We start from the raw sequence: 15428 nt of genomic DNA, 5'->3' as shown, positions 1-15428 counted from the left end.
CTCGTGTAGCCGGGGGGGAGTTGGGTGGGGCCCCGGGTGGGGCCCCGGATGGGGTCCCCTGGGTGGGGGCCCACCCCGGACGGAGTCTGGGGGAGCCGCCCCAACGCCCGGTCGGCGAGGACAGGGGTTTCAACACGCGTGGGGGCCTGCCACGCTGACGGGATGAGCGAGCTGACCACCGCGCTGAGGGGACAACTGCCGGACGACGCAGTCCTGACAGACCCCGACATCCTCGGTACCTACGCCCACGACATGGCCAGCTTCTGCCCGGCCGGTACCCCCGCCGCCGTCGTCCTCCCCCGCACCGTCGAAGAGGTCCAGCACACCCTGCGCACGGCGGACGAACTCCGTGTCCCGGTCGTCCCGCAGGGGGCCCGTACGGGACTGTCGGGGGCGGCCAATGCCACGGACGGCTGCGTGCTGCTCTCGCTCGTGAGGATGAACCGGATCCTGGAGATCAACCCGGTGGACCGGATCGCGGTCGTCGAACCGGGTGTCGTCAACGCGACGCTCTCCCGTGCCGTGAACGAGCACGGTCTCTTCTATCCGCCGGACCCTTCCAGCTGGGAGGAGTGCACCATCGGCGGCAACATCGGTACCGCGTCCGGCGGCCTGTGCTGCGTCAAGTACGGGGTGACCGCCGAGTACGTGCTCGGCCTCGATGTCGTCCTCGCCGACGGGCGGCTGCTGTCCACCGGGCGCCGCACGGCCAAGGGCGTCGCCGGATACGACCTCACCCGGCTCATCGTCGGGTCGGAGGGCAGCTTGGGCGTCGTCGTGCGCGCCACGCTCGCGCTCAAGGCCGAGCCGCCGCGCCAGCTGGCACTCGCCGCCGAGTTCCCCTCGGCGGACGCCGCGTGCGACGCCGTGTGCCGGATCATGGCGGCGGGTCACACTCCCTCGCTGCTGGAGCTGATGGACAGCACGACGCTCCGCGCCGTCAACGAGATGACCAGGATGGGTCTCCCGGAGACCACCGAGGCCCTGCTGCTCGCCGCCTTCGACACCCCGGATCCGGCCCCGCGGCTGCGGGCCGTGGGGGAGCTGTGCGAGGCGGCGGGTGCCTCGGCCGTGGTGCCCGCCGAGGACTTCGCCGAGTCGGAACTGCTCCTCCAGGCACGCCGCGCCGCGCTGACGGCGCTGGATCGGGTCAAGGGGGCGTCGATGATCGACGACGTGTGCGTTCCGCGCAGCAGGCTGGCCGACATGCTGGACGGCGTCGCGCGGATCGCCGCCGAACACAGTCTGACCATCGGGGTCTGCGTCCACGCGGGGGACGGCAACACCCACCCGACGGTGTGCTTCGACGCGGCCGACGAGGAGGAGGCGCACCGGGCGCGGGTCTCCTTCGACGAGATCATGGCCCTCGGGCTGAGCCTGGGCGGCACCATCACGGGTGAACACGGCGTGGGCGTCCTCAAGCGGCGCCGGCTGGCCGAGGAGCTGGGCCCGGTCGGGCTGGAGCTGCAACGGGGCATCAAGAGCGTCTTCGACCCGCACGGCATCCTCAACCCGGGGAAGGTGCTCTAGAAGGTGCTCCAGGCCGAGGGCCGGGCCGGATTCACGTCCCGGCCGGGCCGGGCTCACGTCGCGGCCCGGTCAGGGAGCGTCCGGCGGGCAGTCGTCCGTGTGCACCAGCTGGCGCGGGAAGCACGCCAGCTCCAGCAGGCTGACCAGTTCCCGCTGCAACGCGGGGGTGTAGAGCGCGCGTTCCCGTGGTGTCATCTCCAGCTCGATGTGCTCGTTCCGCCGGGCGAACGCGGCGTTGACTCCACCGAGCACGCGTAAGAGCAGGTCGTAGGAGGGCCGATCGAGCTGGTCGGACAGCTCCCGCAATCGCAGTCCCACCCGCTGCCGTACCTCGCGTTCGCGTACCTCGCGTTCGCGTACCTCGCGTTCGCGTACCTCGCGTTCGCGTACCTCGCGTTCGCGCTGCTCGCGGCGGGGCTGCTCCCGGCCTCCGCCGTCGAGGCTCTCGTTGTGCGAATCTTCCCGTGGCATGGGCGTGATGATGGTGGCTTTCCCTTTGCTGTCGGTCGCATCCGTCATTTCTTCAGCAGGATGAGTGCGCCGCTCTTGCGCGGGCGATGTCTTCACCAGGCGCACTCACCGCCTTCATCGCTCGCCCACGGCTCGGCCTGCCCCGGCGTGGACCGGGGGCCGTCGCCCGGGATCGGGCGCAGCAGGGCGCCGAGTCCCTCCTCGATCCCGAGCGCTTCGGTCTCGCTGCCCGGCGGCACCACCCGCAACGTCCGCTCCAGCCACGCGGACAGCGCCATGGCCGGTGCCTCCAGCAGCGCGTCCCCGCCGGGCGAGGTGAGCGCCAGGCAGATGACCTCGCGCCTCTCGATCTTCGTCGGCCACACGCGCACATCGCCGTGTCCACAGGGCCTGAACACCCCCTCCACCAGCAGCTCCCGGGCGAACGTCCAGTGCACGGGGCACTCCGAGCCGAGGTGGAAGGTGACATGGACGGCATACGGATCGTCCGAGCGGAACCGCACCCGCGCGGGCACGGCAACGCTGCGCTCCGGCGAGAGGACGAGCCTCATCTCCATCTCACGTTCGACGACGGTGTGCATACGGCGCCCCTTTCGTGCTCCCGGTGCGGCCGTCGGGTGACGGCACGTACCGGAACAGAGCGCGTCGGCAGCGGTTCGTTACACGGGTTCGGGGGGTTTTCCGCGGAAGCTTTCCCGCCTGCCCCCGGGGCCGGACCGGAGCTGCCGGGGAAGCCCGCGCGGGTCGCCCGATGGCAGGCTTCCCCGCCGTCTGCTTCTTCGCCGCCGGGTCTTCTTCGTTACTGTCCTCTTGGACAGGCGGAGGTACCCGCCGCGCCGCGAACGGGGGCCCCACGGGGCCCGCGACGCTGCGGACAGGTCAAGTGTGTCGCACATGATGGGAGTTGGGGGCAGTGGGACCCTCCGGTGTGAGTGGTGAGGTACCCCGTTCAGGGTATTACCCGGATCCGTCCATCCCCGGATATATCCGCTACTGGAACGGTTCGTCATGGGTGCCCGGCACCAGCCGGCCCGAGCCGCGTGAGGGCGAACCCATGCCCGCGCCCCCACCCGTGGCTTCTTCCCCGTCTTCCCCCTCCACCCCCGCCAAGTCCGGCGGCCCCGCCGCCCTGCCGCGCCGCACTTCCGACGAGACGGGCCCCGTCTTCCTCGACGAGGAGGACGAGAGGGACGGGATCGACGGGGTTGGCGGGGTTGGCAGGGTTGCCGGGGCAGATGGTGCGAGCGCGGCGGGCGCCGCGAGTGCGGCGAGCGAGCGGGGGGTCGCGGAGGGCCGCTCCGCTGCGGGCGGCGCGAGTGACGGGGACGGCGGGCAGCCGGACGGCGCCGGGGCGCTCCCCGAACTCTCCGCGCGCACCCCGGAGACGGGGCCCGCGCCCACCTGGCAGGCCGACCCCGCCCGCCAGGCCGGCTTCGGCCCGCCCGGCTCCGGCGATCCGCGTGGCAGCGATCCGCGCGGCGGCGACCCCCGTGGCGACTGGGGCAACGACACCCCGGCAGACCCGCCACCGGCCCAGGGCGGACGCGAACACACGGTCGGCCTGCGCCGTTCCGAAGTCCTCCGCGACCAGGGGTCGGCAGGGCAGGTCCCGGCCCAGGGCACCCCGTCCTCCTCTCCGTCCCCCGGCGGCCAGGCGCAGCCCGGTCAGCGGGTGCCGGGCCAGAGCCACCACGGTGCGGACGCGGGTCCCGAACAGGGCCAGGGCCGACGGGTGCCCGCCCAGGGCCAGAGCCAGCCGGGGCCGGGCAGTGCCTCCGCCCAGGGCCCGCAGGGGGCGGGCGGCGGCGTCCCCGCGCAGGGCCGAGTGGGGCCGGGCGGCAGCGGTCCGGCCCAGGGCCAGCAGGCGCCGGGCGGCGGCGTGCCCGCGCAGGGTGCACCCGCCTCGCCCTCCCCGGGGCAGGGGGGCGGACGGCCGCAGCAGCCCGCCCCCGGTCAGCCGCAGCCGCAGCCCGACCAGTTGGGGCCGGGCGGCGCTCCCGCGCAGGGTTCGCCGCTGCCGGTCACAGGGCCCGCGCAAGCGGCGCCCACGACACGGGCTCCGGCGTCCCAGACACCACCGGCCCAGGCAACGCCCGCGCAGACTCCCGCAACGCTCGCGCAGAGCCCCGCAACGCCCGCGCAGGCCCCGGCACCGGCTGCCGGGCCCGTTCCGGACGCCGGGCTCCCGGGCGCGCAGCCCTCGTGGTCCCAGCAGCCGACCGCACTGTCGGCCGGATTGCCGGGCGGGGCGGGGCTGCCGGCACCGGGTCCGTCCGGGGAGCCGGACGCCGTGGTGCCCTGGCGGCCCCCGGCGAACGACCCGTTCGCACAACTGGCCGCCGCCCGGCAGGCCCGCCCCGCCGGGCTGGGCAAGCGGTTCGGCGCGCGGCTCGTGGATCTCGTGCTGACGCTCGCGGTGGGCGCGGGTGTCACGTTCCCGTTCGTGGGCAAGGTGACCGACCACATCGACGCCAAGGTCGATGCCGTCGAACAGGCGGGGGAGACCAAGCAGGTGTGGCTGCTGGACGGCACCACCGGCGGCTACCTCGCCCTGGTCATCGGCGTGCTGCTGGTCTTCGGGGTGCTCTACGAGGTGCTGCCGATGGCGCGTTGGGGCAGCACGCTCGGCAAGAAGCTGTTCGGACTGTCCGTGGCGGACATCGAGAGTCACGACAAGCCGAGCTTCGGCAAGGCGTTCTTGCGCTGGCTGGTCTACGGGGTACTGGGCGTGCTGGTGGTCGGCGTCGTCAACCTCGCGTGGTGCCTGTTCGACCGGCCGTGGCGCCAGTGCTGGCACGACAAGGTAGCGGGCACCTTCGTCGCCAAGCGGGGCGCGGGCGGCAGCCGGGGATAGGGCTCCGCCCCCTGGGCCACCTCTTGGGCCGCCCCTCAGCCGCCCCGGGTCCGGCGTCCGCGCCCGCGCCCGCTCGCTCCCTCGAACGGGTCACCCCGGATGCGGCGTCCCCGGCGGGGCGGTGCACTCGGGCCATGAGTGCGGAGCAACCGGACAACGATCCGTTCCGGAAGCCGGAGCAGGGCCAGGGCGGCGGCCAGGACCCGGGCCAGGGCGGCGGCCAGGGGCCGGGCGGCCCCGGGCAGGCGCCGGGGTCCACGGGCAGCCCGCCGCCCCCACCGCCCCCACCCGGGGGCGGTGTTCCCCCCGGAGGGGGCCACGGCCAGGGACCCGGTTACGGCCAAGGTCCCGGCTACGGATACGGCCCCGGCTACGGGAGTCCGTACGACAACCCCTACGGCGGGACGGCCGGGGCCGCCGACCCGTTGGCGGGGATGCCGCCGCTGGCCTCGCGCGGCAAGCGGCTGCTGGCGCGGATCGTCGACGCGCTGATCATCGGCATCCCGCTGGGCGTGCTGATCGGCCTGGCCCAGAGCGGGGTGTCCTCGGACACCGGGCGGACGTACTGGCAGCAGGCCCTCTACGTCGTCGTGTATCTGATCTACGAGGGCCTGATGCTGACGAGTTCGGGCCAGACGCTCGGCAAGAAGCTGATGCGGATCCGGGTCGCCATGCTGCGGGACGGCGCCATTCCGGTGGGCTCGCCCGGCTGGAGCCGGGCGGCGATCTACTCGCTGCCCATGCTGGTGCCCTGTCTGGGCTTTCTGTTCTGGCTGGTGAACGTGCTCTTCTGCACCTGGGACCAGCCGTATCACCAGTGCCTGCACGACAAGGCGGCGCGGACGGTGGTGGTCGCGGCGGACTGACCTGGCGGGGCCGGGCCGCCGCCGCGCGCGGAGGGGGCGGACGAAGGGGCGGACAGTGCAGCCGCCCCGGACGCCGGGTGGCTCAGCGGCGGGCTCCCGCACCCGCGTGCGCCGCGGGCACCGAGGGCGCCGACGCGATGTGCTGTGCGGGCCGGGTGTGCCGGCCGGACTGGATGTGCCGCGCGGGCTGCTCGGCCGGGAGAGCGCCGCGGTGGGCGGCTGCGGTCTCAACGGCCCTGCGGCGCTTGAGGGTTGCCCGCGCGGTGGGCGCGGTGAGAGCGACCAGCAGGCCAAGTGCGAGTGCCGCGAGCGCGATCACTACGATCCCCGGGCCCGAACGGACCTGGGTGAGCAGCAGCATGGCGAGCGACGAGCAAATGACGGTGACCGATCCGTAAGCGATCTGGGCGGGGTTCGGACGCGGCATGGCGGATCCGTCCTCGGGGGTGTGGTCAAGATCTGGACGTCGAACAGGTCGTTACGCGCTGCTCGTTGGCTCAGTACGAACGGGCGCCGTCGAACGACTCTACGGTCCGGAATGCCCGTGTGGAAAGCGCGGCAAGCGTGAGCCGACCCACGCCTCCGTTGCACAGGGGGCGCACTGGCGCACATCGCTCCGCCCGTCCCAACTGGCGGACAGGGCGCGGCCCTTGGCAGGCTCCCGGCGCGCCGCCTCGTGAGCGCCGCGCACAGGGGGCGTACCGATGTTCGCATCCGCTATCTGATGGGGAGTTGGGATGCGGCGTTCACGTGCGGACGCGGGGGAGTGGTGGGAGTGCCAGCGGTCCGGCCAATGGCGACGAGGAAAGACCGGAGGGGGTCACGCTGGGCAATGATGGCTTGACAAAGTGCTTTAAAATCGGGTGAAGCGGACGCTTTGGCTGGGTGGGTACGGACGGTGAGACCGTCACCAAGAGCCACGAAGGGGTTGCTGAGCACGCATGACCGAGTGGTGTGCAACCCAGGAATGAATTTATTTGCATCGTTGCAGGTCAAAACATGATCCCCCGTTACCCCCCTGGCGATCGGCGCGCGATCGCGTTTAGATGCCTGGTGTGGGGTCGTCCCGGACGGCCCCGCTGACCTACCCGAAACGAGTCTCACGGGGGAGATGGTGATCATGTCAGGAGGCGGATTCGTCAGGCTGCCGGACGGCAGCGTGATCGTCGCGCTGACCCTGCCCGTCCCGCGTCGGCACGGCGCGGGGCACGGCACCGTCCCGCCGGCCCGGAGCGCGGGCGGAACCCGTCGCTCCGGTTCTGCCGGTGTGTCCGGCGCCGAGGGGCTGCTGCCCTCCCGTCGCTGGTCGGCGGCGGCGGACGAACCACACACGGTGCGCGAGGCCGTCCCGCGCAGACCCGGCGACGAGCAGTGCGTCCGGGTCCTGGTGCACGCCGGGAACCGGGCGCGCGCCCTGACCAGGCTGCGCAATCTCGGCCTGCGCGCGATCTATCTGAGAGGGAACGCGGAGCCGCCCTCGGCGGACGAGATCACCGCGGTCCTCCACCACCCGGAGGGCTTGGTGTGGCGCGCGGTTCCCGACGACGACAGGGAGTCGTGGCGCCCCATCGCCGCCCTGCTGCGCACCAGCGCCGCCTGACACCGGGTGGCGTCGGCCGAAGCCGTCCGGCGCGGCCTGACACCGACTGGTGCGAACCCACGCCGCGTGGTGCTGCCTGATGTCGGCTGACGAGGCCCTGCGGCTGCGGTGCGGCAGCGCTGTCCGGGGTCCTGCGGCGCATCGGCCCGGCCCCGCAACGCCGCCCGCCCCGCCCGGGAGCCCCTGGGCGCCCCGCCCGGGAGCCCCTGGGCGGGGCCTCAGCGCTCTGCCGGGGCCCCTGCGGCCCCGCGCCGCCCGGCGGCCGGGCGCGCTCGTGGGCGCGGGGAGAGCCGTACTCGTGCGGCATGGCGGTCCGGCCGCGTGCCGCGGGTGTGCTACGTCCCGGCGCGCGGGAGGCCGGGCGCCCGGTACCGGCCGGGTCAGGTACCGGGTGCGACGGGCTTGCCCGTCAGCTCGACGCCCGCGTCCCGCAGCTCGTCCAGCGCCCGCAGCACGGTGCCCTCGGCGACCCCGGCGGTCAGGTCGAGCAGCACCTGGGTCCGGAAGCCCTCGCGGGCCGCGTCCAGCGCCGTCTCGCGTACGCAGTGGTCGGTGGCGAGGCCGACCACGTCCACCTCGGCCACCTCGCGCGCCCGCAGCCAGTCGCCGAGCGAGACGCCGTTCTCGTCCGCGCCCTCGAAGCCGCTGTAGGCGGCCGAGTACGCGCCCTTGTCGAAGACCGCCTCGATCGAGCCGGAGGCGACGGCCGGGGCGAAGTTCGGGTGGAAGCCGATACCCTCCGTGCCCGCCACGCAGTGCGGCGGCCAGGAGTGCTCGTAATCCGGCTGTTCGGAGAAGTGGTCGCCGGGGGCGATGTGGGCGTCCCGGGTCGCGACGATGTGGCGGTATCCGGCCGACGCGTCACCGACCAGATCGGTGATGGCCGCCGCCACGTCGGCGCCGCCCGCGACCGCGAGGCTGCCGCCCTCGCAGAAGTCGTTCTGCACATCAACGACGATCAGTGCCCGGTGCATGGTGCACACCTTTCGGCTGGGTGGGTCGGCTGGATCGGCTCGGTCGGAGGGGTCGGCGCGCTTGCCGGGCTGCCGGCCGCGACCGCCGCGAACCGCCGCCCTTCACTTCCGAGACTAGACACTCCCCGCCGGGCGCGGCAGGGCACCCCGCCCCGCCGTCGCCCGCATGCGGCGCCCGTCCCCGCTGAGACGCGGCTCACACCTGCGCCGCCGGACCCGCCTGCGCCACCGCTCACACGTGCTCCACCGGCAACACCGGCTCCCCGCGCGAGAGCTGCATCGCCGACATGGGCAGCCGCGCCATGGCCGCCAGGTGCCGCTCCCGCGCCGTCTCCAGCGGCTCTCTGGCCACCACGCTGCCGCCCCGCACCAGCCGCACCTGGAGCTGGTGGTCGGCCAGCTCGGGCGGTACGGGGCCGGTGCCGACCACCTCCGACTCGGCCACCCCGGCCGAGTCCAGCGGACGTGCCGCCCACTTCGCGCCGCCCAGCGAGGACTTGCCGCCCATCGACCGCTTCGCCACCGGCCGCAGGGGCGCGCCCGGCTCGTCCGAGTCGGCCCGCGCCACCAGCTTGTAGACCATCGAGCAGGTCGGATGCCCGCTGCCGGTGACCAGCTGGGTGCCCACCCCGTAGGCGTCCACGGGCGCGGCGGCCAGGGACGCGATGGCGTACTCGTCCAGATCGCTGGTCACCACGATGCGGGTCTTCTCGGCGCCCAGGTCGTCCAGCTGCTGGCGGACCCGGTGGGCGAGCAGCAGCAGGTCGCCCGAGTCGATCCGGACGGCGCCCAGCTCCGGTCCGGCGACCTCCACGGCGGTGCGGACCGCTTCGGCCACGTCGTAGGTGTCCACCAGGAGGGTCGTGCCGCTGCCCAGCGAGGCGACCTGCGCGCTGAAGGCGTCGCGCTCGGTGTCGTGCAGCAGGGTGAAGGCGTGGGCGCTGGTGCCGACGGTGGGGATGCCGTAGCGGAAGCCGGCGGCCAGGTCCGAGGTGGAGTTGAAGCCGCCGACATAGGCGGCCCGGGAGGCGGCGACGGCGGCCAGCTCGTGGGTGCGGCGGGCGCCCATCTCGATGAGGGGGCGCCCGGCGGCGGCCACGGCCATGCGCGAGGCGGCGGCGGCCACGGCCGAGTCGTGGTTGAGGATGGAGAGGATCACCGTCTCCAGCAGGACGCACTCCGCGAAGGTGCCCTCCACGCGCAGCAGCGGCGAGCCGGGGAAGTACACCTCGCCCTCCGGATAGCCGAGGATGTCGCCCCGGAAGCGGTATCCGGCCAGCCACTCCAGCGTCGGCCCGTCCACCACGCCCTGCTCGCTCAGGAACGTGAGCATCCGGTCGTCGAAGCGGAAGTTCTCCACCGCGTCCAGCACGCGGCCGGTGCCCGCGACCACGCCGTAGCGGCGGCCCTCGGGGAGTCTGCGGGTGAAGACCTCGAAGGCCGAGCGCCGCTCGGCCGTCCCGGAGCGCAGCGCGGCCTGGAGCATCGTCAGCTCGTACTGGTCGGTGAACAGCGCCGTGGACGGCACCGCCACCGGCAGCCCCGTTTCCGGCTGCCGGGGATCTTCTGGGGGCAGGGCCCCGGGGGAATCCAGCACTGGTGGCTCACTTCGTGTGTTCGGGTCGGTCGCCTGTGAGCGTACCCCGCATCTCGTCATCTTGACGATATGCATCCGCGCGGCGGACCGGCGCCCGCCACGTCCGCCGGGCGAGCGGTGGCGCCGTGACCGTTCCGGCCGTCGGCGTTTCGGCACGCGGGCCCGCAGGGTGGCAGCATGGGGACCGTGAGTGTCGCCCCCACGGAGATCGAGCGCCCGGAAGCCGTCGAGGAACCCGTCGAGCTGCCAGAGCCCGACGTGCCCTGGGTCACCGTCGTGCACAACGACCCGGTCAATCTCATGAGCTATGTGACCTATGTGTTCCAGGCGTACTTCGGCTATTCGAAGGAGAAGGCGAAAAAGCTGATGCTCGACGTGCACCACAAGGGCCGCGCCATCGTCTCCAGCGGGAGCCGCGAGGAGATGGAGCGCGATGTGCAGGCCATGCACGGCTACGGCCTGTGGGCCACGCTGACGCAGGAGCGCTGATGGCGGGGCACTTCGAGCCGACGTCCGACGGCGGCGCGGCGATCGCGCTGGACGAGGTGGAGATCTCCATCCTCCGCAGCCTCGCCGTGCAGCTCGTGGAGCTGATCGGGCCGGGCAGCGAGCCCGCGTCCGGCCCCCCGCCCGCTCCCGCGTCCGATCCCGGATCCGGCGCCGGGGAGGGCCCGCAGGAAAGCCCCGCTCCCGGCGGCATCGACGAGGAGCTGGCGGGCATCGAGGGCGTCTCCTGGCCCCCGTTCGGCGAGGGCCCCACCGAGCCTCCCGCCGACCCCGCGCTGGCCCGGCTCTTCCCTGACGCCTACGGGCCAGGGCCCGAGGGGAAACCGGACGAGAAGTCCGGCGGCGGCATGTCCTCCTGCGGCGATGACGCGCCGGGCACGCCGGGTGCGTCGGCCCACGAGTCGAGCGCCGCGCGCGCCGCCGAGGTCCGGTCCGCCTCGGCCGAATTCCGCCGCTACACCGAGAACGACCTCCGCGCCCGCAAGCGCGCGGACGGGCTCGCCATGGTCCGGGCCCTGGACGGGCTGGAGCCGGGGGAGCAGGGCGCCGTGCTGACGCTGGCACCGGATGATTCCCGCCAGTGGCTGGGCGCGCTCAACGACCTGCGGCTGGCCATCGGGACGCGCCTCGAGGTGAGGGACGACAGCGACAGTGAGCTGTACCGGCTGCCCGACTCGGATCCCCGTAAGCCGATGATCATGGCGTATCTGTGGCTCGGCGGCCTCCAGGAGACCCTCATCGAGACGCTGATGCCCTGAGCGGCCAGGGGGCGGCGGGCCCGGCGGACACCGGGGTCGCGGGCGGGCACCGGAGGGGGCGTCCGTCAGGCGCTAGAGGGGCGATTTCAGGCCACTCCTCGCCCGTTAAATGAAGGGTAAAGACCGCTTAACGAACAGATCACGATGGCGACTCTTACGAGAACCATGTCCACGCCTGTCCTTTCTGGGCGTGGCATGCGTCACAAAAGCGGGGTCGATGTTCGTGGTAAACCTTCACGATCCGTATCCGGACACCACCCATGCCCGGATGCGGAGCGACGCCGGCCGACCGCCGGTACGCACAACTCCATCCGGGGGAAATCGGGAATTGACCCGGGGGCAGTCCGGGTCGGCATGGAGAAAGGCGCACCACATGACCTCCGAGCAGGTCGCGGACGACAAGGGGAACCCCGAGTCCGCAAGTAGGGGCGAGAACAGCGGCGTGGCAGGCGGTCCTTCCGACGAGGGCTACCAGCGAGGGCTGGGAAGCCGCCAGGTCCAGATGATCGCCATCGGCGGCGCCATCGGTGTCGGCCTGTTCATGGGAGCCGGGGCGAACATCGCCAAGGCCGGCCCCAGCATCATCCTGATGTACGCGCTCGCGGGCGTCGTCATCTTCTTCATCATGCGGGCGCTGGGCGAACTGCTCATGTACCGCCCGGTCTCCGGCAGCTTCGCGGAGTACGCGCGAGAGTTCATGGGGCCGTTCTTCGGCTTCGTGACGGGCTGGACGTACTGGCTGCTGTGGGTCGTGACCGGCATGGCCGAGCTGACCGCCGCGGCGATCTACATCCATTTCTGGTTCCCGGACATTCCGCAGTGGGTCAGTGCGCTGGTCTTCCTGGTGGTGCTGTTCGGCGTGAACCTGATCTCGGTGAAGGTCTTCGGCGAGGTCGAGTTCTGGTTCTCGATGATCAAGGTCACCGCGATCATCGGCATGATCGTGATCGGTCTCGGCGTGGTCACCCTGGGCTTCTCCCAGGCCGGTGACACCGCCTCCTTCACCAACTTGTGGGAGTTCGACGGCATCTTCCCCAAGGGCATCGGCTCCAGCCTGATGACGCTCCAGGGCGTGATGTTCGCCTACATCGCGGTGGAGCTGGTCGGCATCACCGCGGGCGAGAGCCAGGACCCGGAGAAGACGCTGCCCAAGGCGATCAACACGCTGCCGTGGCGCATCATCATCTTCTACGTCGGCTCGCTCGTCGTGATCCTGTCCGTGGTCAAGTGGACGGAGTTCGCCGAGGGCGTCAGCCCCTTCGTGGAGGCGTTCAGCAAGATCGGCATTCCGCTCGGCGCCGGCATCGTCAACTTCGTCGTGCTGACCGCCGCGCTCTCCTCCTGCAACTCCGGGATGTACTCCACCGGCCGCATGCTGCGCGACCTGGCGGAGAACAAGGAGGCCCCCGGCATCTTCGAGCGCCTCAACTCGCGGCAGTCCCCCGCGGTGGGCATCACCATCTCGGTGGCGCTCATGGGCATCGGTGTGATCCTCAACTACATGGTCCCGGAGAAGGCGTTCGCCTACGTGACCTCGGTCGCCACCGCGTGCGGTATCTGGACCTGGATGATGATCCTCATCAGCCACATCAAGTACCGCCGTGCCGTCGTGGCCGGGCGGCTGCCGAAGTCCTCGTTCCCCGCACCGGGCGGCAGCGTCCTCTCCTGGGTCGCGCTGTTCTTCCTGACCATGGTCCTGGTGATCGTGGCCATCGACGAGACGGCGCGGATCTCGCTGTACGTCGGCGCCGGCTGGGCCGTCGTACTGGGCGCGTACTGGCTGCTGCACGCACGCGGCACCGCGCACGCGCACCGCTCCTCGCGGGCCCCCATCGGAGCGGCGGCGGCCCCCGCCGCCGGCGTGCTGGAGCCCGAGGCCGCCACCGGCCAGGACTGATCCCGCCACCGGCCGGGACGGATCCGTCACCGGCCGGGCAGCGGCTCATCAGGGGCCGGACCGTACCGCTCACGCGTACGGTCCGGCCCTTCCGTGTGCCCGGACCGCGCCACCGCCGGTGAGGGGCGCGGAGGGGGTGGGAGGGGGCGGGCCCGGACCCGTGTGCGCGGGCACGCATATCCTGGCGGTCATGCTGACCATCACCCAGGAGCTGCACGACAAGATCGTCGCCCACGCCCGCCAGGACCACCCGGACGAGGCATGCGGCGTGATCGCGGGCCCGGCGGGGAAGGGCCGCGCCGAGCGCTTCATCCCCATGCTGAACGCCGCGCGCTCCCCGACCTTCTACGAGTTCGACTCGACCGACCTGCTCAGGCTCTACCGCGAGATGGACGACCGCGACGAGGAACCCGTCGTGATCTACCACTCGCACACCGCCACCGAGGCGTACCCCTCGCGCACCGACATCAGCTACGCCAACGAGCCCGGCGCGCACTATGTCCTCGTCTCCACCGCCGAGTGCGGCAACGACGAAGGCCCCTTCTCCTTCCGCTCGTTCCGGATCGTGGACGGTGAGGTCACCGAGGAGGAAGTGAAGCTCGTAGAGGCGTACTGATCCGCGAGTCTGAGACGGAACGGACCACATGCTGAAACCGGCATCCGGAACCGCGTCCGGGAATCGTTACGATGAGCCCATGGTTGTCCACGACGTGAGCGCATTCGGCAAGACCCCGGGCACGCTGCTCGTGGCGCGCCTGCACGTCGACCTGTGCCGCCTCGCCAGCGCGATCTGTCCGCGCCGAGCCCAGCGGGCCCCGCTCCCGTAGGTCCGGCCGGACCAGCTGGACACAGCCGCCGCCCGAGCCCGCCCGGCCCCCGGGCGGGCCCGCGCCGCCGCCCCGCGCGGCACAAGGTCCCGCACCCACCGCCGCACCCGCACACCCGCACAGCGCAGTCCCGCGGGCGCGGACCGGCCCGGCGGCCGTACAGCACCGCACAGTCGCACAAGCCGCACAGCCAGCCCTCCTCTCTCCTCTCCGATCTCTCCGACGGGAGCACACCATGGCCATCGAGGTCCGCATTCCGACCATCCTCCGCACCTACACCGACGGGCAGAAGGCAGTCCAGGGCACGGGCGCGACCGTGGGTGAGCTCTTCGCCGACCTGGAGAGCCGCCACACCGGCATCCAGGACCGCCTCGTGGACGGAGGAGAGCTGCGCCGCTTCGTGAACGTCTACCTGAACGACGAGGACGTCCGCTTCCTGGGCGGCATCTCCACCGAACTGAGCGACGGCGACAGCGTCACGATCCTCCCGGCCGTGGCCGGGGGCTCCGGGGCCCAGAGCTGATGCGCTACGACTCCCCGCTGGACGCCGTCGGCAACACGCCCCTCGTCCGGCTTCCCCGCCTCTCGCCCTCGGACGAGGTGCGGGTCTGGGCGAAGCTGGAGGACCGCAACCCGACCGGCTCCGTCAAGGACCGTCCGGCCCTGCACATGGTCGAACAGGCCGAGAAGGACGGGCGGTTGACCCCGGGCTGCACCATCTTGGAGCCGACCTCGGGCAACACCGGCATCTCGCTGGCGATGGCGGCCAAGCTCAAGGGCTACCGCATCGTGTGCGTCATGCCGGAGAACACCAGCGAGGAGCGGCGCCAGCTGCTGGCCATGTGGGGTGCCGAGATCATCTCCTCCCCCGCGGCCGGCGGCTCCAACACGGCGGTACGTGTCGCCAAGGAGAAAGCGGCCGAGAATCCGGACTGGGTGATGCTCTACCAGTACGGCAATCCGGACAACGCGGGCGCCCACTACGCCACCACGGGCCCCGAGATCCTCGCCGACCTGCCCTCGGTCACCCACTTCGTCGCCGGACTCGGCACCACCGGCACCCTCATGGGCGCGGGCCGCTATCTGCGCGAGCACCGCCCCGACATCAAGATCGTCGCCGCCGAACCGCGCTACGACGACCTCGTCTACGGGCTGCGCAACCTGGACGAGGGCTTCGTGCCCGAGTTGTACGACGAGTCCGTGCTCACGACCCGCTTCTCCGTCGGCTCCGAGGACGCGGTGACCCGCACCCGCGAACTCCTCGAACAGGAAGGCATCTTCGCCGGAGTCTCCAGCGGCGCCGCACTGCACGCGGCGATCGGGGTGGGCCGCAAGGCGGAGCGCGCGGGGGAGAGCGCCGACATCGTCTTCGTCGTGGCCGACGGTGGCTGGAAATACCTCTCGACGGGCCTGTACACGGCGGAGACCACGGATGAGGCGATAGCCGCCGTACAGGGCCAGCTTTGGGCATGACCTGACGCGGCGCCACGTGGACTGTGGCAGGGCGCACGCCGGTGCGGGCCCCGCATCGGCGTACGCCCCGGCAC

Annotated in this window: 16 protein-coding genes and 1 pseudogene; 12 read left to right on the top strand and 5 right to left on the bottom strand. The window is 72.3% G+C overall.

Features of this window, described 5'->3' with window-relative positions; translation table 11 throughout:
• Positions 1-162: 162 nt before the first annotated feature.
• The gene (locus tag ABD339_RS15960; RefSeq protein WP_344566500.1) at positions 163-1530 is read left to right on the top strand and encodes an FAD-binding oxidoreductase; all 1368 of its coding nucleotides are present in this window, start codon (positions 163-165) and stop codon (positions 1528-1530) included.
• Positions 1531-1599: 69 nt separating this feature from the next.
• Here ABD339_RS15960 and ABD339_RS15955 read toward each other — a convergent pair whose 3' ends face one another.
• Complete coding sequence (locus tag ABD339_RS15955) at positions 1600-2001, bottom strand: hypothetical protein (RefSeq protein ID WP_344566498.1); 402 nt, start codon at positions 1999-2001, stop codon at positions 1600-1602.
• A gap of 92 nt (positions 2002-2093) precedes the next feature.
• Positions 2094-2582, bottom strand: coding sequence for an SsgA family sporulation/cell division regulator (locus ABD339_RS15950; RefSeq protein WP_344566496.1), 489 nt, complete (start codon positions 2580-2582; stop codon positions 2094-2096).
• 332 nt (positions 2583-2914) lie between these two features.
• Between ABD339_RS15950 and ABD339_RS33825 the strand changes: the two are divergent.
• The 3 genes and pseudogenes from ABD339_RS33825 to ABD339_RS15940 all read left to right on the top strand — a co-directional run.
• Positions 2915-3001, top strand: a pseudogene (locus ABD339_RS33825) (DUF2510 domain-containing protein); the annotation flags it as partial.
• Positions 3002-3073: 72 nt separating this feature from the next.
• The gene (locus tag ABD339_RS15945) at positions 3074-4855 is read left to right on the top strand and encodes an RDD family protein (protein ID WP_425576008.1); all 1782 of its coding nucleotides are present in this window, start codon (positions 3074-3076) and stop codon (positions 4853-4855) included.
• A 134-nt stretch (positions 4856-4989) separates the two neighbouring features.
• Positions 4990-5721, top strand: a complete 732-nt coding sequence (locus tag ABD339_RS15940) for an RDD family protein (protein ID WP_344566492.1) — start codon at positions 4990-4992, stop codon at positions 5719-5721.
• Positions 5722-5803: 82 nt separating this feature from the next.
• Here the strand turns inward: ABD339_RS15940 and ABD339_RS15935 are convergent, their stop codons facing one another.
• Positions 5804-6148: a hypothetical protein gene (locus ABD339_RS15935; RefSeq protein WP_344566490.1), complete on the bottom strand. Its 345-nt coding sequence runs from the start codon at positions 6146-6148 to the stop codon at positions 5804-5806.
• Between the two features lie 906 nt (positions 6149-7054).
• On the opposite strand from ABD339_RS15935, the gene ABD339_RS15930 reads away from it, so the two are divergent.
• Positions 7055-7321 (top strand): hypothetical protein, encoded by a 267-nt coding sequence (locus tag ABD339_RS15930; RefSeq protein ID WP_344566685.1) that lies wholly within the window; start codon positions 7055-7057, stop codon positions 7319-7321.
• A gap of 380 nt (positions 7322-7701) precedes the next feature.
• Here the strand turns inward: ABD339_RS15930 and ABD339_RS15925 are convergent, their stop codons facing one another.
• Both ABD339_RS15925 and ABD339_RS15920 read right to left on the bottom strand, forming a co-directional pair.
• Complete coding sequence (locus ABD339_RS15925) at positions 7702-8295, bottom strand: isochorismatase family protein (RefSeq protein ID WP_344566488.1); 594 nt, start codon at positions 8293-8295, stop codon at positions 7702-7704.
• 232 nt (positions 8296-8527) lie between these two features.
• Positions 8528-9889 carry a nicotinate phosphoribosyltransferase gene (locus tag ABD339_RS15920; protein WP_425576007.1) on the bottom strand — a complete coding sequence of 454 codons (1362 nt, stop codon included), beginning with the start codon at positions 9887-9889 and terminating at the stop codon, positions 8528-8530.
• Between the two features lie 180 nt (positions 9890-10069).
• Between ABD339_RS15920 and clpS the strand changes: the two genes are divergently transcribed.
• From clpS to ABD339_RS15885, 7 genes are all read left to right on the top strand, one after another.
• A complete protein-coding gene (clpS, locus tag ABD339_RS15915) occupies positions 10070-10381 on the top strand; it encodes an ATP-dependent Clp protease adapter ClpS (protein ID WP_344566484.1) in 312 nt (103 codons plus the stop codon).
• Positions 10381-11157: a DUF2017 domain-containing protein gene (locus ABD339_RS15910; protein ID WP_344566480.1), complete on the top strand. Its 777-nt coding sequence runs from the start codon at positions 10381-10383 to the stop codon at positions 11155-11157. Before clpS ends, ABD339_RS15910 begins: the two co-directional genes overlap by 1 nt.
• A gap of 373 nt (positions 11158-11530) precedes the next feature.
• Positions 11531-13054, top strand: a complete 1524-nt coding sequence (locus tag ABD339_RS15905; protein ID WP_344566478.1) for an amino acid permease — start codon at positions 11531-11533, stop codon at positions 13052-13054.
• A 190-nt stretch (positions 13055-13244) separates the two neighbouring features.
• Positions 13245-13670, top strand: a complete 426-nt coding sequence (locus ABD339_RS15900; RefSeq protein ID WP_344566476.1) for a M67 family metallopeptidase — start codon at positions 13245-13247, stop codon at positions 13668-13670.
• Positions 13671-13749: 79 nt separating this feature from the next.
• Positions 13750-13881 carry a putative leader peptide gene (locus ABD339_RS15895; protein ID WP_344566474.1) on the top strand — a complete coding sequence of 44 codons (132 nt, stop codon included), beginning with the start codon at positions 13750-13752 and terminating at the stop codon, positions 13879-13881.
• Positions 13882-14116: 235 nt separating this feature from the next.
• Positions 14117-14404, top strand: coding sequence for a MoaD/ThiS family protein (locus ABD339_RS15890; RefSeq protein WP_344566472.1), 288 nt, complete (start codon positions 14117-14119; stop codon positions 14402-14404).
• Positions 14404-15354, top strand: a complete 951-nt coding sequence (locus ABD339_RS15885; RefSeq protein WP_344566470.1) for a PLP-dependent cysteine synthase family protein — start codon at positions 14404-14406, stop codon at positions 15352-15354. The genes ABD339_RS15890 and ABD339_RS15885 overlap by 1 nt, the downstream gene beginning before the upstream one ends.
• Positions 15355-15428: the final 74 nt, after the last annotated feature.

It is taken from the genome of Streptomyces axinellae (genome assembly GCF_039532135.1).
Taxonomy (GTDB): domain Bacteria; phylum Actinomycetota; class Actinomycetes; order Streptomycetales; family Streptomycetaceae; genus Streptomyces; species Streptomyces axinellae.
This window is presented reverse-complemented; position numbering and strand designations above follow the sequence as displayed.